20 protein-coding genes are annotated in these 20,022 nt (G+C 41.3%); 7 read left to right on the top strand and 13 right to left on the bottom strand.

All coding sequences use genetic code 11. From position 1 onward, the window contains the following. Window positions 1–2: 2 nt before the first annotated feature. Together BLS32_RS01810 and BLS32_RS01815 are read left to right on the top strand one after the other, a co-directional pair. Complete coding sequence (locus tag BLS32_RS01810) at window positions 3–974, top strand: hypothetical protein (protein ID WP_091391593.1); 972 nt, start codon at window positions 3–5, stop codon at window positions 972–974. A 228-nt stretch (window positions 975–1,202) separates the two neighbouring features. Next, a complete protein-coding gene (locus tag BLS32_RS01815) occupies window positions 1,203–1,883 on the top strand; it encodes a queuosine precursor transporter (protein WP_091391594.1) in 681 nt (226 codons plus the stop codon). Window positions 1,884–1,953: 70 nt separating this feature from the next. On the opposite strand, the gene ald is transcribed toward BLS32_RS01815, so the two are convergent. From ald to BLS32_RS01835, 4 genes are all read right to left on the bottom strand, one after another. Next, window positions 1,954–3,027 carry an alanine dehydrogenase gene (gene ald, locus BLS32_RS01820; protein WP_091391595.1) on the bottom strand — a complete coding sequence of 358 codons (1,074 nt, stop codon included), beginning with the start codon at window positions 3,025–3,027 and terminating at the stop codon, window positions 1,954–1,956. A 63-nt stretch (window positions 3,028–3,090) separates the two neighbouring features. After that, on the bottom strand, window positions 3,091–3,735 hold the full coding sequence (gene aat / locus BLS32_RS01825; protein WP_091391596.1) for a leucyl/phenylalanyl-tRNA--protein transferase: 645 nt from the start codon (window positions 3,733–3,735) through the stop codon (window positions 3,091–3,093). Window positions 3,736–3,822: 87 nt separating this feature from the next. Then, window positions 3,823–4,194 carry a DUF3127 domain-containing protein gene (locus BLS32_RS01830; RefSeq protein ID WP_091391597.1) on the bottom strand — a complete coding sequence of 124 codons (372 nt, stop codon included), beginning with the start codon at window positions 4,192–4,194 and terminating at the stop codon, window positions 3,823–3,825. A gap of 21 nt (window positions 4,195–4,215) precedes the next feature. Continuing rightward, on the bottom strand, window positions 4,216–5,094 hold the full coding sequence (locus tag BLS32_RS01835; RefSeq protein ID WP_091392361.1) for a flavin reductase family protein: 879 nt from the start codon (window positions 5,092–5,094) through the stop codon (window positions 4,216–4,218). 378 nt (window positions 5,095–5,472) lie between these two features. Between BLS32_RS01835 and BLS32_RS01840 the strand changes: the two genes are divergently transcribed. After that, window positions 5,473–6,618, top strand: a complete 1,146-nt coding sequence (locus BLS32_RS01840) for a sensor histidine kinase (protein ID WP_091391598.1) — start codon at window positions 5,473–5,475, stop codon at window positions 6,616–6,618. Between the two features lie 131 nt (window positions 6,619–6,749). Here BLS32_RS01840 and BLS32_RS01845 read toward each other — a convergent pair whose 3' ends face one another. Further along, the gene (locus BLS32_RS01845; RefSeq protein ID WP_091391599.1) at window positions 6,750–7,139 is read right to left on the bottom strand and encodes an HIT family protein; all 390 of its coding nucleotides are present in this window, start codon (window positions 7,137–7,139) and stop codon (window positions 6,750–6,752) included. Between the two features lie 88 nt (window positions 7,140–7,227). Then, window positions 7,228–7,704 (bottom strand): transcription elongation factor GreA, encoded by a 477-nt coding sequence (gene greA, locus BLS32_RS01850; protein WP_091391600.1) that lies wholly within the window; start codon window positions 7,702–7,704, stop codon window positions 7,228–7,230. A 163-nt stretch (window positions 7,705–7,867) separates the two neighbouring features. On the opposite strand from greA, the gene BLS32_RS01855 reads away from it, so the two are divergent. After that, the gene (locus BLS32_RS01855; RefSeq protein WP_091391601.1) at window positions 7,868–8,296 is read left to right on the top strand and encodes a Rieske (2Fe-2S) protein; all 429 of its coding nucleotides are present in this window, start codon (window positions 7,868–7,870) and stop codon (window positions 8,294–8,296) included. Between the two features lie 72 nt (window positions 8,297–8,368). On the opposite strand, the gene BLS32_RS01860 is transcribed toward BLS32_RS01855, so the two are convergent. From BLS32_RS01860 to BLS32_RS01890, 7 genes are all read right to left on the bottom strand, one after another. Continuing rightward, window positions 8,369–10,495 (bottom strand): TonB-dependent receptor, encoded by a 2,127-nt coding sequence (locus BLS32_RS01860; protein WP_091392363.1) that lies wholly within the window; start codon window positions 10,493–10,495, stop codon window positions 8,369–8,371. 471 nt (window positions 10,496–10,966) lie between these two features. Continuing rightward, on the bottom strand, window positions 10,967–11,371 hold the full coding sequence (gene arfB, locus BLS32_RS01865; protein WP_091391602.1) for an alternative ribosome rescue aminoacyl-tRNA hydrolase ArfB: 405 nt from the start codon (window positions 11,369–11,371) through the stop codon (window positions 10,967–10,969). Next, window positions 11,371–13,485, bottom strand: coding sequence for a DUF4301 family protein (locus tag BLS32_RS01870; protein WP_091391603.1), 2,115 nt, complete (start codon window positions 13,483–13,485; stop codon window positions 11,371–11,373). Before BLS32_RS01870 ends, arfB begins: the two co-directional genes overlap by 1 nt. Then, window positions 13,446–14,069 carry a nicotinamide riboside transporter PnuC gene (gene pnuC, locus BLS32_RS01875; RefSeq protein ID WP_091391604.1) on the bottom strand — a complete coding sequence of 208 codons (624 nt, stop codon included), beginning with the start codon at window positions 14,067–14,069 and terminating at the stop codon, window positions 13,446–13,448. Before pnuC ends, BLS32_RS01870 begins: the two co-directional genes overlap by 40 nt. Further along, complete coding sequence (locus BLS32_RS01880) at window positions 14,066–14,311, bottom strand: YkoF family thiamine/hydroxymethylpyrimidine-binding protein (protein WP_091391605.1); 246 nt, start codon at window positions 14,309–14,311, stop codon at window positions 14,066–14,068. The genes pnuC and BLS32_RS01880 overlap by 4 nt, the downstream gene beginning before the upstream one ends. After that, complete coding sequence (locus tag BLS32_RS01885) at window positions 14,311–15,060, bottom strand: phosphoglycerol geranylgeranyltransferase (protein ID WP_091391606.1); 750 nt, start codon at window positions 15,058–15,060, stop codon at window positions 14,311–14,313. Before BLS32_RS01885 ends, BLS32_RS01880 begins: the two co-directional genes overlap by 1 nt. A gap of 54 nt (window positions 15,061–15,114) precedes the next feature. Beyond that, on the bottom strand, window positions 15,115–15,744 hold the full coding sequence (locus BLS32_RS01890; protein WP_091391607.1) for a 4'-phosphopantetheinyl transferase family protein: 630 nt from the start codon (window positions 15,742–15,744) through the stop codon (window positions 15,115–15,117). 249 nt (window positions 15,745–15,993) lie between these two features. Here BLS32_RS01890 and ahcY point away from each other — a divergent pair, with 249 nt between their 5' ends. The 3 genes from ahcY to BLS32_RS01905 all read left to right on the top strand — a co-directional run bounded on the left by ahcY (window position 15,994) and on the right by BLS32_RS01905 (window position 19,939). Then, window positions 15,994–17,310, top strand: coding sequence for an adenosylhomocysteinase (ahcY, locus tag BLS32_RS01895; protein WP_091391608.1), 1,317 nt, complete (start codon window positions 15,994–15,996; stop codon window positions 17,308–17,310). 98 nt (window positions 17,311–17,408) lie between these two features. Then, window positions 17,409–17,849, top strand: a complete 441-nt coding sequence (locus tag BLS32_RS01900) for a hypothetical protein (RefSeq protein WP_139171670.1) — start codon at window positions 17,409–17,411, stop codon at window positions 17,847–17,849. 74 nt (window positions 17,850–17,923) lie between these two features. Beyond that, window positions 17,924–19,939, top strand: coding sequence for an endo-beta-N-acetylglucosaminidase (locus tag BLS32_RS01905; RefSeq protein WP_091391610.1), 2,016 nt, complete (start codon window positions 17,924–17,926; stop codon window positions 19,937–19,939). Window positions 19,940–20,022: the final 83 nt, after the last annotated feature.

Genomic DNA, 20,022 nt, shown 5'->3' on the forward strand with positions numbered 1-20,022 from the left:
ACATGAAAAAATTCAACAAAATCTTTTTAAGCCTGTTATTCATAGCAGGTTTAAACTTTTCGCAGGCACAAACTGCCGCTAAAAAATCAGCAGATGATTCCGGGAAAATCTCACTTACGGCTTTCGTTCCGGAACAGACTGAAAAAATCCCGGACGGTGCTGCCGGAATGCTAACCAACAAAATTAACCAGATCCTGAGCCAAAACGGCATGGGTTCTTCGGCCTACAATTCGAGGTTCATCATTACGGCAAACATTGTCGTATTGACGAAAGACCTTACTGCCACCGCACCGCCAATGACCGCAATGACTTTAGAGGTGACACTTGTGATCGGTGACGGTTTCGAAGGCCGCAAATTCGCAAGCCACACCGTTACTGTAAAAGGTGTTGGAACGAATGAAAACAAAGGCTATATGGAAGCGATCAAACTAATCAATCCTAAAAATCCTGAAATCCAGTCGTTCGTTGCCAGCGGAAAATCGAAAATCATCGAATATTACAACAGCAATTGCGCGAACATTATCAAACAGGCCAAAGCATTGGAACAACAAAACAAACTCGACGAAGCGATTTACATGCTGACTTCCGTTCCTGACGCTTCTGCCGATTGTTTCAACAAAGCGATGGCCGCAGCCGAGCCTTTGTACAAAAAACAAATCGACAAAGAATGCAAAACGCGTTTGATGGAAGCGACCACTTTATGGAATGCCAACCAAACGGTTGATGCCGCGAACCAGGCAGGCGAATTGCTTTCAGCCATCGATCCGCAATCGTCTTGTTTTGGTGAAGTAAAGGTGCTTTCGGCTAAAATCGGGAAACGCGTTCAGGAAATCGACAAAAGAGAATGGAAATACAAAGTCGATTCTGAGATCGGACTCGAAAAAGACCGCATCAAAGCCATTCGCGATATCGGTGTCGCTTACGGAAACGGCCAGCCAAAAACCGTCAATTACAACGTTCGCGGTTGGTGGTAAAATTTAAAAAAAATCACAAAATGTCTGAAGCAATTCAGGCATTTTTTTTTGGCGTTTCCCTGCGGGCCACGCTCTCAGCTTTATGTTTTGTTCCGTTCCTCCACAAAACAATACCGCCTCGATCGTTAACGCGGGCAGCAATTTCCAAAACTTGAACAGTTGTTAATCATCAGCAGCAATCACAAAACATCCGACAAAAATTGTATTTTTGAATCACAACGAAACACTATGTTCAAAACCAGAAAAGACACCTTATTTGTCATTCTCGCCGGAATTTTCATCACTAACGCCGTAACCGCCGAACTCATTGGCGGCAAGCTCATCCAGGTTGGCCCGTATGTCATGAGCATTGGGATTTTGCCTTGGCCTATCGTCTTTGTAACCACCGATTTGATCAATGAATATTTTGGGCAAAAAGGTGTCAGAAAGCTTTCTATCATTACGGCCTGCCTGATCGCTTATTGTTTTTTCATCTTGTATTTCGCCATAAAAATTCCGTCTGCAAAAGGCATTTCAAGCGTCACTGACGAACAGTTTTTCGCAGTTTTCGGGCAAAGCATGTGGATCATTATCGGAAGCATTACGGCTTTTATGGTTTCGCAAATCATCGATGTTTCGATTTTTCATTTCTTCAAAAATAAGACAGGCGAAAAAATGATTTGGCTTAGAAGCACCGGATCAACAGTCATTTCGCAATTTTTCGATAGTTTTATCGTGCTCGGAATCGCTTTCTGGCTGACGGGAAAAATGTCAACCGAAGTTTTTATCACATCTGCATTTACAGGTTATTTCGTTAAACTGATCATTGCAATCGGACTCACGCCTTTGATTTACCTCGGACATGCACTCATCGAAAAATACATCCACGCAAAAGATGATGCAGAAAATAAAAATCTAAACAGTGAATAGTTACAATTTCAACCGTGCGATTTATGTGATCAACGTTCTGAAATCGCACTTCTGAAATCGTAAATCCAAATTACTTCATAATATCCGCATATACAATTTCGCCTTTAACGATATTCAATCCTTTTTTTAGGTCTTTGTTTCGGTTGCAGGCTTCTTCCCAACCGAGGTTTGCAATTTTTAAAACATACGGCAAAGTCACATTCGTAAGCGCCAAAGTTGAAGTATAAGGCACTGCTCCAGGCATATTTGCCACGCAATAATGCACGACATCGTCAATAATATAGGTGGGATCTTCGTGGGTTGTGGCTCTCGTGGTCTCAAAGCACCCGCCCTGATCTACAGCAACATCGACCATAACCGTTCCCGGATGCATGTCTTTGAGCATGTCTCGCGTGATTAATTTTGGTGCTTTCGCACCCGGAATCAATACACCGCCAACAATCAGATCGTGGTTTTTAATATGCCTGCGGATGTTGTATTCGGTTGACAATTCGGTAATCACGTGTGGCGGCATCACATCGTTAACATAGCGCAACCTTTTCATATTGATATCGAGAATGGTAACATGTGCGCCCAAGCCTGCAGCCATTTTCGCTGCCTGGATTCCGACAACGCCAGCACCAAGAATCAGGACTTTCCCCGGCGGAACACCCGGAACGCCGCCCAATAAAATTCCACGGCCTTTAATGGGCTTTTCAAGGTATTTGGCGCCTTGCTGGATTGCCATTCTTCCTGCCACTTCAGACATTGGCGTGAGCAGCGGCAAAGTGCCGTCTTCATCTTCAACGGTTTCGTAAGCAATACAAACCGATTTGCTTTCGATCATTGCCTGAGTCAGTTCATCGCTTGAGGCAAAATGAAAATAGGTAAAAACAATTTGGTTTTCCCTAATGTATGGATATTCCTCAGCAATGGGTTCTTTGACTTTCACGATCATGTCGCTGAGCGCAAAAACCTCAGCAGCTTTCTCGATCAAAGTCGCGCCCGCTTCTTCATAATCGGAATCAAAAAAACCGCTTCCTTCACCAGCGGTTTTTTGTATATATACAGTATGATTATTTTTTATAAGTTCAAAAACTCCGGCCGGCGTTAAACCGACACGGCTCTCATTATTCTTTATTTCTTTAGTTACCCCTATTTTCATTATGGTGTGATTTATTTTTATCGCAAATATACACAATCAACCATATAAATATTAGGGTTAAATTTATTTTAAATCACTTTTCAATATATTTATAAAATCACAACGTTCAATTTCGATACAACCAAGCGTAGCTAAGTGGTCATTATAAACCTGACAATCCAATAATTTATAATTTTTGCTTTTCAGATCATTTGCCAATGCAGTAAAGGCAACTTTTGAAGCATTTGAAACTTTCGAGAACATACTTTCCCCACAAAAAACATGTCCAAGGTCAATGCCATACAAACCGCCTACGAGTTCGCCATACTGCCAAACCTCAACGGATTTTGCAACGCCGTGTTCGTGTAGTTTTACATAGGCCTCGACCATTTCATTCGTAATCCAGGTTCCGTTTTGGCCGTCACGCTTGATTTTTTTGCAATTTGAGATCACTTCCCGAAAATTCCGGTTGAAAGTCACATTAAATATATTCCGGTTTAAAATATTCCGCATGCTTTTAGAAACAACAAGATCATCAAAATACAAAACCATTCGTCGGTTTGGCGACCACCAAATAATTGGGTCATCGTCTTCAAACCACGGAAAAATGCCGCTTCGATAGGCCAGGAGCAACCGCTCCGGGAACAGATCTCCACCAACGGCCAATATGCCGTCTTCATCTGTTTCAGAAACCGGTGGAAAGTATAATTCTTTGGTTAAAAAATACACGAAAAAGCGTTTTAATTGATAAAGCCCCGACTCGAACGCCAGTGACAGGCGAAGCAAATTCGGGGCTTTATATTTAATTTTGGTTTCTTAGAAAGGCAAATCGTCGTGCTCTTCCTCAGTAAAGCTTGGCGCTGGCTGGAAAGCCGGAGCTGCCGGCATTGCAGCAGATTGTGCTGGCGCTTCTGCCTGTTGTTTTTCAATTCTCCAGCCCTGAATGCTATTGAAATATTTGGTTTCGCCCTGTGGATTTACCCATTCGCGGCCTCTTAAGTTGATCGACACTTTTACAGGTTCTCCCGGATTATAATTGTTCAATAATTCGCATTTATCCTGAGTGAATTCAATCATGATGTGCTGCGGATATTGCTCATCTGTGGTCACGACCAACTCTCTTTTTTTAAAGCTGGCGCTTACTTGCTGCTCAGCATTAATGACTTTAATTTTTCCTGTAACTTCCATCTTCTTGTATTTATAATTAACTTAAATCTCTTTTGCGAGCAGCATTTTCCAGGCTGCACTGATATCATTTTTGTCGAGGTATTCTTTGGCTTTCTGGTGTTTTTTCAGAATATCATCGGCACTGAGAACGCCTTTGACTGCAAAGTTCTGCTTTACAAATATATCAATTTCTTCTTCGGTAGGCAAGGATTCTACGTTGCCTAAAATGCCCAAATCGTTTCCATTGAAAACCGGGCTTTTCTTAACGAAATCTGGAATGGCATCTACTCCGATCCCGAGTGTTGTCAATGGTTTTGGCACTTCGAACAAACCCACATTCGAACGCGAATACCAGTTTCCGCCGAGTCTCGACACCAGATCGATTTTATGCTGGTCGATGAAACCGTTTTTATCGAGTACACTTTCGTGGATGTGGATCTTGAGCACTTCGCAAATTACCAAGTTTCCTGCGCCGCCATTTTCCCCGAGGCTGACAATTTCGTTGACCTTGCATTCAAATTGTACCGGCGATTCGGCGACACGGAACGGTTTTACGAGATCGGATGCAATTGCCGTCAAGCCTGATTTCAGGAATTCATTGACTCCTTCGGCATATTCAGTGCTTGACAATGATGCTTGCTGTACAATGTCATAATTGACAACATTGATCACGACTTCTTTGGTCGCTTCAACGTTTATCAAGGTATGTTTTACCGAATTGTCACGAACGCGTCTTGCAGGTGAAAAGATCAAAATTGGCGGATTCGCACTGAACACGTTGAAAAAACTGAACGGAGACAAATTCGGTTTTCCATCTGCGCTAATCGTGCTTGCGAAAGCAATCGGGCGCGGTGCGACGGCACTTTGCAGATAACCATGCAGTTGGGCCGTTGAAATGTCTTTGGGTTCGATGCTGATCATACCATTTGTCATGCGACAAAAATAGTAAATCGGCTTTTGAAAGTGCGATTTTGTTATGAACACTTATCAACCAATTTAGAAAACTGCCTTAGCCCCAATTATTTGTATTTTTAGGAAAAACTAAGTTTAAGAATAGATCATTTAAAACCCCTAGCCCCGATTGCAGCGTAAATCCTTTTGTTTTTAGGATTGCCCGCAGCGCAGGGCAGGGAAATCCTAAAACAAAAGATTGCAGCGGAAATCGGGAAATGGCTCCTAAAAAATTCCCACGAATTACACAAATTTCCACAAATTGGTTCGTGAAAATTCGTGTAATTCGTTGCCAATAACAATCTTACTGCCGATATTTCGTTATATTTAACCCACAAAAAATATTTTATGCAGTTTTCGGAAAGACGGAATACGACGCGCTGGATTTTGATCGCCGCTTCGTTTGTGATAATCATTTTAATTCTTTGGAATACCTATACTTTTTTCCAGATCTTCAAGAACGAAGAGCGCGTGAAAATGGAATATTGGGCCGAGGCGCAGAAAACCGTGATCAATGCCGGAGAGTTTACCGATATTGAATTGCCATTAAAAATCATCAGCCACAACACGACGATCCCGATCATCATGACCGGCGAGAAAGATTCGATCAAAGGCATGACGAATGTTGATGAGCGGATCAGGAAAGATCCGAAACTTTCCAAAGCTTTTCTGGCGAAGTTAAAAAAGGAAAATGACCCGATCGTGATTCAGTATGTTCCGGGAAAATTCCAGTATCTGTATTATGGTGATTCATCGCTTTTGAACAAACTAAAATATTATCCGATTGCGCTGGTGCTGATCATTGTGCTGTTTGGCGCTTTGGTGTATAATTTTTACAAGAGTACAAAAATGGCGACGCAGAACAAGCTTTGGGCCGGAATGGCAAAGGAAACGGCACATCAAATTGGAACGCCATTGTCATCATTGATTGGCTGGGTTGAAATCATGAAAGCCGATGATGTCGATGAAACGACAGTAACTGAAATCGAAAAAGATATTGCGCGCCTGCAGACGATTACGGATCGTTTTTCGAAGATTGGCTCTGAGCCGGTTTTGGAACAGAAAGATCTCATTAAAGAAACCCAGGAATCGTATGATTATTTGCAGTCGCGGTTTTCAAAACAGGTTGTTTTTAGCTTTAAAGCGCCGAAAAATCCGATTGTGATTCCGATGAATCCGGCATTGCACAGCTGGACAATTGAAAATTTGGTGAAGAATGCAATTGATGCGATGAAAGGCAAAGGAAAATTGTCGGTGAAAATTGAGGAAGACGCGAAATTTGTAAAGATCTTGGTTTCAGACACCGGAAAAGGGATTCCGAAAGCGCAGTTTAAAAGCGTGTTTGAACCTGGATTTACGACTAAAAAACGCGGCTGGGGCTTGGGATTGTCATTAACGCGCAGGATTGTGGAAGAATACCACAAAGGAAAAATTAAAGTGTTGCATTCGGAAGTTGGGAAAGGAACGACGATTCAGGTGAGCTTTAAGAAGTAAAGTTTGGCTAAAAAATAAAAATTGCTGGATCTTTTTTTACCATTAAGGGCATTAAGTTCATTAAGTGCAATACCTTAATGAACTTAATGCCCTTAATGGTTCAAATAAAATAAAACGATGCAATCTTAATATTATAAATTGGCGGCAATCGCTGCTGCCAAAGCTTCAAATTCTTCTTTTTCTAGTTTGACTTTATTCTGGAAACGCATTTCGTCCATTTCGTTTAACGGAATCAGGTGCACATGTGCATGCGGAACTTCCAATCCGATGACCGCCATTCCGATTCGTTTGCACGGAACGGTTTTTTCGAGTGCAATGGCAACTTTTCGGGAGAATTTCATCAGACCTGCATATAACTCTTCATCCATGTCAAAAATCTTGTTGATTTCCTGTTTCGGAATGCAAAGCGTATGTCCTTTTGCGTTTGGATTGACATCTAAAAAGGCGAGAAAATTTTCATCCTCGGTGATTTTATAAGCCGGAATTTCGCCGTTGATGATTTTCGTGAATATGGAACTCATGAATTTAAAATTTTGTGGTTTATTAAAAGTTGCCAGTAAATCGAGCAGAAAACTTTGTCTTATGCCTTTATACTTTTGCCTTTCACAATTAATCTCTCGAAATTTCCAAAACTTCAAACTTCAAAACGCCGTTCGGCACTGTAATTTCAGCAATTTCACCAACAGATTTCCCTAATAATCCTCTTCCAATGGGAGAAGTGACAGAGATTTTTCCTGATTTTAAATCGGCTTCACTTTCAGCGACCAAAGTATATTTCATTTCCATGCCGTTCGACTGGTTTTTGATCTTTACATTTGACAGCACCAGCGCTTTTGAAACGTCAAGCTGGGATTCATCGATCAGTCTTGCATTCGAATGCACTTCTTCGAGCTTGGCAATTTTCATCTCCAACAACCCTTGCGCTTCTTTTGCGGCATCGTATTCTGCATTTTCAGACAAATCGCCTTTATCTCTTGCTTCTGCTATATCCTGCGATGCTTTTGGGCGCATCACGCTTTTCAAATAATCCAGTTCGTCACGTAATTTTTTTAATCCTTCTGCTGTGTAATAAGATACTGCGCTCATAATTTCCTCGTTTATATAAATAGAAAAAATCCCATCACGACGGGATTTCTTTTTCCAAAGATAGTGGTTATATCGATTAAGTCGATAATTAAATGTTAATCATCTCGAATCCAAAGTTAAATAAATTAAATTTGTTTGCACTATAGTTTTATTAAATTTTAAAATGAAAAAACACCTCTTATATTTATTGATTTTTCCTTTGTTTCTGTGCTGTTCAAAAGACGAAAACAAGAGAAATACCAATCCTTTTTTACCCGATTATTCATTCTCTATCATTATCGATCCTGATTTGCCGCTTTACGCAGAACTTAAAACAGCGATCAATCCGGTTTTGATCACCTCTGCAAATGTGGGCGTCAACGGAATTTTTGTGATAAAAATTTCAGATACGAATTTCCTGGCCTGGGAAGCCAATTGCCCGAACCAATATCCATCTGAGTGTTCCCGAATGGTCAAATTAAACAATACGACGGCAAAATGCAATTGCGACGGCCTTGAATACAGCCTGCTTACCGGCGTTGGCGGCGGAAATTACACTTTAAAACCTTATCGCGTCGAAATATTGGGAACTACGATCCGCGTTTACAATTAAGATAAAAATGTTACCAAATAAAAAATCCTGACAATTGCTGCCAGGATTTTTCGGTTAAAAATGGTTGATTGATTAAAATTTGAGCGTCAGGCCTGCAAGAACATTGATTCCGGCCTGCGGATAATAGCCTGCCCCGCCGATCGTTTTGACACTTCCCGGATTGGAAAAATCGTCGTCATACGTATAAAAATACCCGTTGCTTTCGTATTTGTAGTTGAAAATATTATTGACCAATGCGCTGATGACAATTGATTTGAATATGGATTTGGTCTGGATCTCATACGACGCATTGAAATCGCTGACAGCATAAGATTTCAGTTTTGACGATTCAAAATCGACATTGCCCATATATTGATCACCGACAAATTTCGACAATAGCGCCAATTGCAATCCTTTCACCGGAAGAAATACAAACTGGCTTGCAGCTACAACTGCCGGGGAAAATGCAATTTTTGTATCGCCCAGATTTTGAAGGCTGCCATCTTTTTCAAAATAGAACTCTTTATTCCTATTTTGGCTGATGGTTAAATTTGGCTTGAAATACAGTTTTCGGTGCAATTTTATCGTCGCATCGATTTCGACCCCAACCCTGTAACTGTCGCCCACATTTTCGCGAACCGGCGCGCCCACATCATTCAACGCGCCTGTAAGCACGAGTTGGTTTTTGTATTTCATGTAATAACCGTTGACATTCAATCGGGCAGTTTCTGAATTGTAGCGCCATCCCAACTCAAAATCGTCGAGCTGTTCCGGTTTCGGGCTGCCGCTTTCATAATCGTCGCGGTTGGGTTCACGGTTTGCTTTCGCGTATGAAAAGTACAACGCATTTTTGTCATTGATGTCGAAATTTAAACCTGCTTTCGGATTAAAAAAATTAAAAACGTCGTCTACCGTTCCGGTTTCCAGGCTGTTTGCTTTATAGCTCACGCGGCGGTATTGCAGGTCGCCGTATAAATTCAGTTTTGATGTTATTTGGTAGTTTGCTTTTGCGAAAATATTGCCGTCTACTTTAATGGCAGCGTCGTCATAATAACGGTCGCCTGGTTCGTTAGTCGCGCCAAAACGCGTCCAGATGACTTTCCCGAAATGCTCGCCTTCATATTTGTTCCAGCCGCCGCCAAGAATGAAATCGAGTTTCTGGCTTTTATAATTTACAGAAAAAGTCGTTCCGTAAAAATCATTATCAAGCCATTTCTGGCGTATGAGATCTGTTGTGGCTTCGCCATTTATAGCTTCAAGTCGGTATTCTGAGTACTCGGCATCTTCCTTGAAATTTTCATAGTAGCCTTTTCCTTTGGTATAATGTAGTGCTAAATTGGTGTTCCAATGTTCTGAAATCCGCTGGTTCCAATGCAATTGATAGTGATCCTGCTGGTAATTGTCGGTTTCATTGTCGTAGAAATGAACATTTTTATCATCATCTGTATATTGTCCGGAAACATTGTAAGTGCGGTCGTATTCGAGTTTTTCGAGGTCTTCAAGTCCGTTCCAAGATTGATACGTTTTTTCGGTTCCGCCGAAAGCCAGTGCTTTGATCAAAGTATTTTTCCCTACATAAGTGCCTTGCAGAAAATACGATTTCAGGTTGGATTTGGCACGATCGATAAATCCGTAGGAAGCGATGTTTGACAAACGTCCGGCGATCTCAAAATGGTCGTTCATGAGTCCGGTGCTGAATTTTACCGTATGCTTTCTCGTATTGAAGCTTCCGAAAGAATTCGAAATTTCGCCGTTTCCTTTTTCAGAAAATGTGTCGGTGAGCATGTTTAAACTCGCACCGAAAGCACCGGCACCATTTGTAGATGTTCCAACACCGCGCTGCAATTGCAGGCTTTCTACCGATGACGCAAAATCTGGCATGTTGACCCAGAATGTGCCGTGGCTTTCAGAATCGTTGTACGGAATTCCGTTAATCGTGACGTTGACACGCGTGGCATCGCTTCCGCGGACGCGGATTCCGGTATAGCCAACGCCATTTCCGGCATCTGATGTTGTCACTACAGACGGCATGAAATTCATTAAAATTGGAATGTCCTGGCCAAGATTTCTAAAAGCGATCTCTTTTTTACCTAGGTTGCTGAAGCTGACCGGCGTTTTCGAATGGGCGCGGATTGCAGAAACCAAAACAGCATCGAGTGCATTGACTTTGGTTGTGTCGGAAGGTTTTTCCTGTGCTTGGGCGCAAACAGCCGAAAGCATCAATAAATAGAAAACACCGATTTGAAACAGTTTGGTTCCGGCTGGGTTCGCGTTAGCGATTGCAGTGGAAATCCTTTTTGGGATTGCCGCGGAGCTTGCGGAGCGGAAATCTCCAAAAAGATTGTAACGGAAAGCGCGGCCCGCAGGGACACGAGGCTTAAAAAGCCGACTGCCCGCAGGGAAACGCCCAAAAAATAAATTTTGTGGCTTTGCCGTTTGGGTGAAATTGTGGAAAAAAGTATTCATTCGTAAAAAATGTTACGAATAAAAGGGGCAATTATCCTTGTTAAATTAAAATTGGTTATCGTTGACGCCAGCGTGCACACTGTTGTCATTTTTCCTTGGCAGCATTACCTGCCCAGGTTCGTTGGGTATAATCTCAGCCCTTGGTAGAGCACCCCTTTGAGACGCTGCAAATGTAGGTTTTCAATTTATAATGGACAATGGATAATGGATAATTTTTGCGGGAATTTATTCGAAATCGGGTTTTCGGCGGGATTGCTTGATGTCGGATAAGCTTTTTTTGTCTTTCAATCTTTTTTTGATAACCGATTTTGGGACTTTTGTCGCTTTTCTGGGTTTTGGGATGATTAGCGATTTGGTGATAATATCGAGAAACCGTTTGATGACGATGTCTTTGTTTTTGAGCTGGCTTCGGTCTTCGTCACAGTTTAAGATCAGGATATTTTCAGACGTTAGCCTTGCAGAAAGTTTGTTGTAGACGATTTCCTTATCTTCTTCAGATAGTGATTTGGAATTTGGGACATCGAAAGACAGCACGACTTTTGACGACACTTTATTGACGTTTTGTCCGCCGGCACCGCTGCTGCGAATGGCTTTAAAACTGAGTTCTGTTAGGATTTTATCCGTTTCCATTATTGTGGCTGGTGCGCAGGTTTTAATAAATCGTTGACGGTTTTCACCGGATTGAAAGTAATCAGCGGTACTTCTACGAAAACGGTGATCCATTTGGCCATCGCGCCGTTCCATAATCCCGGAAGCTCGTATGCTTTTAGCGCTTCGCCGTTTTTATTTTTGTTGACGATGAATCCGCTGTTGTGGTCTACGAATTCGTGCAGGTTGAATTTTTCGCCTTTGAAATTCCGAATCCCACAAACCAAATCTACAGGATTGAAATGCGTAGATGCCGATAAAATCTGTGCTTGCAGAGTGTTTTCAAGATCGATTTGCGACGTTTCTACGATTTGAAGCGAGGTATTTCCTTTTTGGTCGCGCACCCAAAACGGGCCGCCGCCGGGTTCGCCTTCATTTTTGACCATGCCGCAAACGCGGATCGGGCGGTTTAAAATTTCAACAATATAGCTGATTTTATTTTCAAGCGTGTATTTTGAAAAGTCATCAATGACTGAAATATTGAGTTGCTTTCTGGCAAAATCAATAATGGAATTAATATTTTCGTCTTTGATTAATCCGTTTTCGATTTGCTGCAAATACTCAAAAACCTGGTGCTGCAATTTGACAAGAATTCCGGCAAGGCCTTTTTTGTAAAGTGCAATTTCATAGATATGGTTCTGGATGACATTGTCGATGTTTTTGATAAAAACGATGTCGGCATTCAGGTTGTTCAGATTTGAAATTAACGCGCCGTGTCCTGCGGGACGAAAAACCAGCTGGTTGTTTCCGTCTCGGAAAGGAGTGTTCTTCACGTCAACGGCAATGGTGTCTGTCGCCCTGTCCTGATAGGTAAAATTGATATTGATTTTTATTTTAGCCTGCTTTTCTACTTTATCTTTCACTGAATTGATGATTTTCACAAATTCAGACTGATGGATGTCGGAAATCGTAAAATGTAGGTTTGAGGCCGCATTGGAGCTTGCATAAAAAGCGGTTTCGTTCAGATGTTCTTCAATTGGCGTCGCGATGTGCGTCGTATATTGATGAAACGGCAGCATGCCTTTTGCTTTATTGCAAAAATCGAAATGGCTGTCGGTCAGCATCGTTTTGATGAACTGGTAATTTTTGCGGTCGCTTTCCCAGGAATTAAAATCAGGAAATGCCTTTTTCAGGTGATTGTCGATGTTCTCGAAAAACGGGAATTTCTCCAGTCCGGCGAGAAATACCGTTAATGCAGCCGCGTGCTTTCGGTTTACGTAAGCATTAATAGTTTCGTTTTCCACATCGAATTCATTCAAAAATTCACTCAGGAATTTAAACATTCTGCTTGCTGCACCTGAAGCGGGAACAAATTTTTTGAGTTTCAGACTGCTTTTTTTCGTATCGAAATAGGATGCAAAAGCTTTAAAATCTTCTGTTGCCAATTTTAAAATGCCATCTTCTTTTTTTGCCGGGCGGTCGAGAATCGCTTTCTGGATGCCCGATTTAAAAATATTGATGTGCTTTTTTATCGTTTCCGGACTGATTCCGTGTTCATAAGTCTGGACAAAATCATACGAAGAAAAACCCATTTCCTTGCAACTAACCAAATCTTCGAGGATTTTTTTTGCTTTGGCTAAGCGAGTTTCCATGTCACCCGAAAGCATAATAAACGGCTTTTTACTGTCAATCAAAGCTTGTTTGAAAATGGCGAAAATCGCTTCGCGGTCGTCCGGGCGGTCGCGCAAATCGTCATTTTCCCACGGCACATCGATATCCGTTAAGAAAAACAAATCGTATTTGTGCTTGCGTGCGGCTTTTTCTAAAATCGGATCGCAAAAATTATAGTAAATTTCAGAATAGACTTTGGTGACCATCAAACAAGTGTCGGCAAACAGGAATTTATTAGCGACACTCAGTACTTCATTTTCAAGTTTGGTTTGCCCGACGGCAATTGGCATCAAATCTTCGGGTTCACAAATAATTCCGGCATCGTTGAATTTTTCCTGTAAGTAATCACGCGCAAATTCGGGCGCCCAAACTGTCTCAAAGTGAGCAGCGAGCTGTTGGGACAAAGTGGTTTTTCCGGTGCTTTCAGGGCCGTAAAGCGCAATTTTTATGATGTCTGCGGACTGTTGCTTAAGATTTTCCTCCATTCTATATATGCCAAAATGGCTAAAATTGTAAAAACTATATATTCAAGCGACAAAATCCCCAAACCTCTGTAAGCGTATATCGGAACCGCAATTAAATCGCCGATGATCCACAACGTCCAGTTCTCGATTTTTTTAAAAGCCATGTACCACATTGCCGTAAAAAATAATCCTGAGGTAAAAATGTCTAAATAGTTTTCTGTTTTGATTTCGTAACCGAATGCTTTATAAACCGCGAAAATTACGATAATTGTGAGAAGAAACATCCCGAAACCTGTTAATTTTTCATGTGTGCTGGTTCGTGAGATCGCAACGGCATTTGTATTTTCTTTTTTGATTGACCATTTATACCAGCCGTAAATGCTCATGACCGAATAATAAATGTTAATGACCATGTCGCCAAAATAACCTGCGCGGTATAATAAATAAACCGTAATTGTTGTTGCGATCAGTCCTGTTGGATAAACCAAAATATTTTCCTGCTTTGCATAATAGACACTTGCAATACCAAAAACGAAAGTGATTGCTTCAAGGATAATGACGATCCATGGTGTGTTTTTGTAGGCTTCTGTGAAGAATTCGATCATAATGTGCGGTCGCCTTTGACTAATTTTAGTGTAAAAACGCACATTTCCTCAGTTAAAAATGTTTCCTTCATCGCGCTTTTAAGAAAATCCATTATAGCATCGTAGTCACCATAAACCTGCGTCGTTAGTGGGTTTTCCAAAACGGCAAAACCTGAATTTCTAGCCTTTTTGATGAATGCAATAATTGGTTCCTCAAAATTTTGATTCATTGGATAGAGGCTGATGTCGACGGATACTTTCATTAATCTTCTGTTTTAAATTCGATTCCCTGGAAAATCTTGTCGAAGAAATCGGGGTCTTTTTCGAATGCCGTTCCGATGACAACCAGATCGGCCCCAGCATTGTAAGCGTTGTCGATGCTGCGGCTGCTTGTGATTCCGCCGCCAACGACAAGCGGAATGTCAAGGTTTTCAGCCACGCTTTTAATAATTGCTACAGAAACCGGATTTTTAGCGCCACTGCCCGCTTCCAGATAAATTAATTGTTGCCCGAGCAATTCTCCGGCGATTGCCGTGGCTGTGATTTCATCAATATCATTGCGGCTTAAAGGCTTGGTATTGCTGACTGTTTCGACAGCCGTTTCGTGGCCGCTTTCGATTAGGATATAACCGGTCGGAATGACTTCAAGATTGGACTTTTTCAAGATCGGTGCGGCTTTGACCTGATGCTCGATCAAGTAATCCGGGTTTCTGCCGGAGATTAAAGACAGGAATAAAATGCCGTTAGCCAAAGTGGAGATCTGTGACGGGTTTCCGGGAAACAAAATGACGGGCAAGTTGCAGTTTTGCCTGAACTGCATGATCAAATCGTCGATATCGGTGCTGATGACGTGGCTTCCGCCGACGAAAATGTGCGTGGCTGGTGACATGTTGATCTTCGCTACCAGGTTTTCGAGATTGGAACGGTCGATTTTATCGGGATCGAGCAGGATCGCCAGCAGTTTTTTATTGGATTTCTTGGCCTGAAGAATGTCAGCGTAAATTTGTTTCATCTGCGGCAAATATACGAAGATTGTATTTGTGGCTTTGCGCCAAAAGTTAAGATTTTATTTTTCGAGGACGTAAACGAGCGTGAAGTTTTCCATTTCCTCAAAATAGACAGAAAAAGTCATTCTGGTTTCATTAAAGTTGAGAATGACATCGGTTTGAAGGTGTTGCATTTCGAAAGGCTGCACGAAAATATGGTCGTTGAAACTGATGCCAACTTCATTCCGGATTTTGAAAATTGCTTCTTTAACGCCCCAGACCACGGTGAGTTTCCGCATATAATCAGCCGCGTTTTTGTCGAGCCACGTCATTTCGAATTCGGCAAATTTGTAATCGAGAATTTTGATTTTATCGCGCTGCTTTTCCATATCGATGCCAATGTTCTGGTCGCTGAAAATAACCGCTGAAAATTCGTGTGAATGCGTGATCGAAAGGTGTTTCCCGTCTTTAAGATGCGGTTTCCCGAATGCATCGTAAGTCAGGTCAAAATCGGAATAGCCGTTTTCGTGAAGAATTTTGCGCACACTTAGAAAACCGCGCCGGTGCAATTCGGATTTCATTCCGTTTAAACGGATTTCATTGCGGTCGTTAAGTTGCACTTCCTCTCGAAGCTGGGCATACGGCTCGTCGATTTTCCAGATGTAGATCTGCGTTTTCGGACTGAAATTAATGATTTTATATAATGGCATCTGGTTTTGCAGGTTTTCCTAGCCCCGATAGTAGTGGAAATCCTTTTATAAAGTTGTAGCGCAGCGGAAATTTTATAAAAGATTGCAACGGATAGCGGGAATAGCTTCTAAAAATTAAAAAATATTTATTGATTTGTGTTTCAAAAAGTTAACGCTTTAAACAACTTATAAATTTCGGCAAATCTATTTTAAATAAAAAGGAATTGCGTAAATTTGCACGAAAATTTAAGTTAAAACAAAAATATCATAATGAGTACAACGACAATGCCTTTTGTGGCGTACAAAGTAAAAGACATTTCCTTAGCGGCTTGGGGAAGAAAAGAAATTGAACTTGCTGAAGCTGAAATGCCAGGATTGATGGCACTTCGCGCAGAATATAACGACGAGCAACCGTTGAAAGGTGCACGCATCGCTGGTTGTTTGCACATGACGATTCAGACTGCCGTTTTAATCGAAACTTTGATCGCTTTGGGCGCTGAAGTGACTTGGTCGTCTTGCAATATTTTCTCTACGCAAGATCAGGCTGCGGCTGCGATTGCTGCTGCAGGAATCCAGGTTTATGCGTGGAAAGGCTTGAATGAGCCTGATTTTGACTGGTGTATTGAGCAGACTTTGTTCTTTGGCGAAGACAGAAAACCGTTGAACATGATCCTTGATGATGGTGGCGATTTGACGAATATGGTTTTTGACCGTTATCCGGAATTGGTGGACGGAATCCGTGGATTGTCTGAAGAAACGACTACCGGAGTTCACCGTTTGTACGAAAGAATGAAAAATGGCACTTTGGTGATGCCTGCGATCAACGTAAATGATTCGGTGACCAAATCTAAATTTGACAACAAATACGGTTGTAAAGAAAGTGCTGTGGACGCGGTTCGTCGTGCAACAGATTTGATGTTGGCGGGGAAAAGAGTGATCGTTTGCGGATATGGCGATGTGGGTAAAGGAACTGCGGCTTCGTTCCGTGGCGCCGGTTCTATCGTAACGGTTACTGAAATTGACCCGATTTGTGCGCTTCAGGCTGCGATGGATGGTTTTGAAGTGAAAAAACTCGATACGGTGATCGCTACTGCGGATATTATCATTACGACTACTGGAAACAAAGACATTGTTTTGGGTTCGCATTTTGAAAAAATGAAAGACAAAACGGTTGTTTGCAACATTGGACACTTTGACAATGAAATCGATATGGCGTGGCTGAACAAAAACCACGGTGCTTCTAAAATTGAGATCAAACCGCAGGTTGACAAATATACAATCGCTGGAAAAGACATTATCATTTTGGCTGAAGGGCGATTGGTAAACCTCGGCTGCGCGACCGGACATCCGAGTTTTGTAATGAGCAACTCGTTTACAAACCAGACTTTGGCGCAAATTGAATTGTGGAAAAACAGCGCGAATTATGACAATGAAGTATATATGTTGCCAAAACATTTGGATGAAAAAGTAGCTTCTTTGCACTTGGCAAAACTGGGTGTTGAATTGGAAACTTTGAGAGACGACCAGGCTGCTTACATTGGCGTGGACGTTCAGGGGCCCTTTAAACCGGAATATTACAGATACTAATCTGATAGAAATTAGATTGACAAATGAAACCCTTGCAGCAATGTGAGGGTTTTTTATTTGATTTTTTCTATATTTATCATTCCAAAAAATTAAACATTATGAAATCAAAAACACAAAACTTAGGAACTGCACTTTTGCTGGCCGGAATTTTATCGTTGACTTCTTGTAAAAAAGAAACCGTAGAAACTGTGAGTACCGATGTTGATGGCGACACCACGACAGTCGTAACAACTACGACAACTGAAAACGGAGTCGATGTAAATACCGATAAAGCGGAAGCCAATCTAAAAGAAGCGCGTGAAAATTTGAAAGAAGCAATTGCCAAAGGCGACAAAAAAGCGCAGGAAGCCGCTCAAAAAACTGCCGATGAAGCCGAATCAGCCTGGGCAAAACTCAAAGCAAATGTTAAGGAAGGCGCTGATAAAACCAAAGCGTCACTTGAAGAAGCTAAGGACAATACTTCTGCAAAAATGCAGGAAGCCAAAGAAAACACGAAGGAAAAATACAACGAAGCTTTAGAAAAAGCCAAAGCAAAATAAATTAAAAAGACCGTTTCAATTGAAGCGGTTTTTTATTTTTATATTTACGATTCCAACTACTAAACTACATCATTTTGAGAAAAATTACCTTCTTCGCGTTATTACTTGCTTCCATTCCATCATTTGCACAAATTGTCAACACCGCGCCTTACATTTTAACTGTGGATGAATTGAAATCGTGGACAGAAACCGGTTCAACCGCTTCTACAGATTTAATTGCAACGATTCCGTTGGCCGAAAGGTTTACAAATGTTCAAACGCAATTCAACCCCAATTTAAACAACAACCTGCAAATCGCTTATTTGCCTGACGGAATGAACAATTTTGGGAATTATTTCGGCGAGCAAAACCAATTTAATTTGTACAATTTTACGCACTGGGCTTATATTGATAAATTCGTGTGGTTTGGCGGCACGTCTTCACAAACGATTCAGATTCCGTCATCGCCCTGGGCGAATGCCGCGCATAAAAACGGCGTTAAAATATATGGCGATGTGTTCTTTTCACCAACCGCGTTCGGCGGATCGACAACAACGTTGCAAAATTTCCTCGAAAAAGATTCTGAAGGCCATTTTATCGCGCTTCCAAAGATGATCGCAATCATGCAATACTATAAATTTGACGGCTGGTTTATCAATCAGGAAACAGCTACGACTCCGGTAGTTGCGGTTTTGATGCAGGAATTTGTAAAAGAATTAACGACTCAGGCCGAAGCGGTCGGAAAGGAAATTATGTGGTATGATGCCATGATCTTAAACGGAAATGTAGGATGGCAAAACCGATTGAACGCCAATAACAGTCCGTTTTTACAAGCCGATCTTGATGGAAATTCAGAAAACGGATTCGAACAACGCGTGAGCAGCAGCATATTTGTCAATTTCTTCTGGAACAATGTGGCACAGGTTATCGCCTCAAGAACACAGGCGGCAACCATTGGCAGACCTTCTTTTGATGTTTTTACCGGCGCCGATATTTGGCCCGGAAGAAATCAGGGAAATTTTATGACCAACGGCAATACGTTTATGACAAAACTTCATGAAACAAACACTTCGATTCCGATTACTTCTTTGGGATTGTTTGCTACTAATTGCGTTTACAACAGTTCGGTTTTTACCAATTTTAATAACGACCCGACCGATGTCAATTCGTTTTACGATGCAGAAAATCATTTGTTTGCCGGCTCCGATTCAAATCCGGGAATAGTGGATGCAACCGGTTTTAAAGGGCTTTCAGCTTGGGTTCCGGAAACTTCAGTGATTTCTGAGCAACTTGCTACAAATTTTAATACCGGACATGGCAAGCAAAAATTTGGACCAGGCGTCGTAACAAGTACGGAAAGTTGGCATGATATGAATGAGCAAGACATTTTACCAACTTGGCAATGGGCCTTTTCACAAAATGGAATGCTTAACGCAAAATGGGATTTTGACGATGCTTTTTACAGTGGAAATTCGCTCAAAATCTCAGGAAACCTTCCTGCCAATACACCAATAGACCTTATGCTGTTTAAAACAAAATTCTCGGTACCTCAAAATCTTGGAACGCAGACGACGAATGTATTTTTTAAATGTGCAAATCCAGAAAATTCAAAAATGAAACTTCTCGTTGTATTTGCAGATGATCCGACACAAAAATATGAATTCCCTTTAAATGCGACACCTTGGCCTTTTTTCAATAACTGGGCTTCACAAACCATTGCATTGAGTGATCATGGCGGACGAGAAGTTGCCATGTTGGGACTTCGTTTTTATTCTGAAACTTCAATCCCGGATTATTCAATAAACATTGGGGAATTTACGAGCCAACAAGCACTTCTCTCCAATACTGAACAATCTGGCAATCCACAATTTGTAATTGTCAGTTATCCAAATAACAATAGCATTTCTTTTACTTTAAATTGGAAAGGAACCGATCATGTAAACTATTCTATTTACGACTTGTTGGGAAAGATAGTAAAAACAGATACTATCAAACTCAATAAAACCACACATTACAGTTTGGATACCTCAAGATTAGGTTCAGGTTCGTACATCGTGAAATTTACAGACAAGAACAATGTTTCTGAAACCAAAAAAATCGTCATCAAGTAAATTCCCCTTATTTAGACTGAATTGGTATTTGCCCGAAATCAGCCGATTGTAAATATAAAACGCCTACTTTTTAGTACTTTTAT

This window comes from Flavobacterium noncentrifugens, assembly GCF_900100375.1.
In the GTDB taxonomy this organism is placed as follows: Bacteria; Bacteroidota; Bacteroidia; order Flavobacteriales; family Flavobacteriaceae; genus Flavobacterium; species Flavobacterium noncentrifugens.

What these genes read in the sequence shown, in the direction of transcription:
- BLS32_RS01855 (WP_091391601.1), top strand. Translation starts at nt 7,868, where the DNA reads ATGAAAAAACACCTCTTATATTTATTGATTTTTCCTTTGTTTCTGTGC.
- greA (WP_091391600.1), bottom strand. Translation starts at nt 7,704, where the DNA reads ATGAGCGCAGTATCTTATTACACAGCAGAAGGATTAAAAAAATTACGT.
- BLS32_RS01845 (WP_091391599.1), bottom strand. Translation starts at nt 7,139, where the DNA reads ATGAGTTCCATATTCACGAAAATCATCAACGGCGAAATTCCGGCTTAT.
- BLS32_RS01890 (WP_091391607.1), bottom strand. Translation starts at nt 15,744, where the DNA reads ATGCCATTATATAAAATCATTAATTTCAGTCCGAAAACGCAGATCTAC.
- pnuC (WP_091391604.1), bottom strand. Translation starts at nt 14,069, where the DNA reads ATGATCGAATTCTTCACAGAAGCCTACAAAAACACACCATGGATCGTC.
- BLS32_RS01810 (WP_091391593.1), top strand. Translation starts at nt 3, where the DNA reads ATGAAAAAATTCAACAAAATCTTTTTAAGCCTGTTATTCATAGCAGGT.
- BLS32_RS01840 (WP_091391598.1), top strand. Translation starts at nt 5,473, where the DNA reads ATGCAGTTTTCGGAAAGACGGAATACGACGCGCTGGATTTTGATCGCC.
- BLS32_RS01830 (WP_091391597.1), bottom strand. Translation starts at nt 4,194, where the DNA reads ATGGAAGTTACAGGAAAAATTAAAGTCATTAATGCTGAGCAGCAAGTA.
- BLS32_RS01900 (WP_139171670.1), top strand. Translation starts at nt 17,409, where the DNA reads ATGAAATCAAAAACACAAAACTTAGGAACTGCACTTTTGCTGGCCGGA.
- BLS32_RS01815 (WP_091391594.1), top strand. Translation starts at nt 1,203, where the DNA reads ATGTTCAAAACCAGAAAAGACACCTTATTTGTCATTCTCGCCGGAATT.
- arfB (WP_091391602.1), bottom strand. Translation starts at nt 11,371, where the DNA reads ATGGAAACGGATAAAATCCTAACAGAACTCAGTTTTAAAGCCATTCGC.
- ahcY (WP_091391608.1), top strand. Translation starts at nt 15,994, where the DNA reads ATGAGTACAACGACAATGCCTTTTGTGGCGTACAAAGTAAAAGACATT.
- ald (WP_091391595.1), bottom strand. Translation starts at nt 3,027, where the DNA reads ATGAAAATAGGGGTAACTAAAGAAATAAAGAATAATGAGAGCCGTGTC.
- BLS32_RS01885 (WP_091391606.1), bottom strand. Translation starts at nt 15,060, where the DNA reads ATGAAACAAATTTACGCTGACATTCTTCAGGCCAAGAAATCCAATAAA.
- BLS32_RS01880 (WP_091391605.1), bottom strand. Translation starts at nt 14,311, where the DNA reads ATGAAAGTATCCGTCGACATCAGCCTCTATCCAATGAATCAAAATTTT.
- BLS32_RS01860 (WP_091392363.1), bottom strand. Translation starts at nt 10,495, where the DNA reads ATGCTTTCGGCTGTTTGCGCCCAAGCACAGGAAAAACCTTCCGACACA.
- BLS32_RS01835 (WP_091392361.1), bottom strand. Translation starts at nt 5,094, where the DNA reads ATGATCAGCATCGAACCCAAAGACATTTCAACGGCCCAACTGCATGGT.
- BLS32_RS01870 (WP_091391603.1), bottom strand. Translation starts at nt 13,485, where the DNA reads ATGGAGGAAAATCTTAAGCAACAGTCCGCAGACATCATAAAAATTGCG.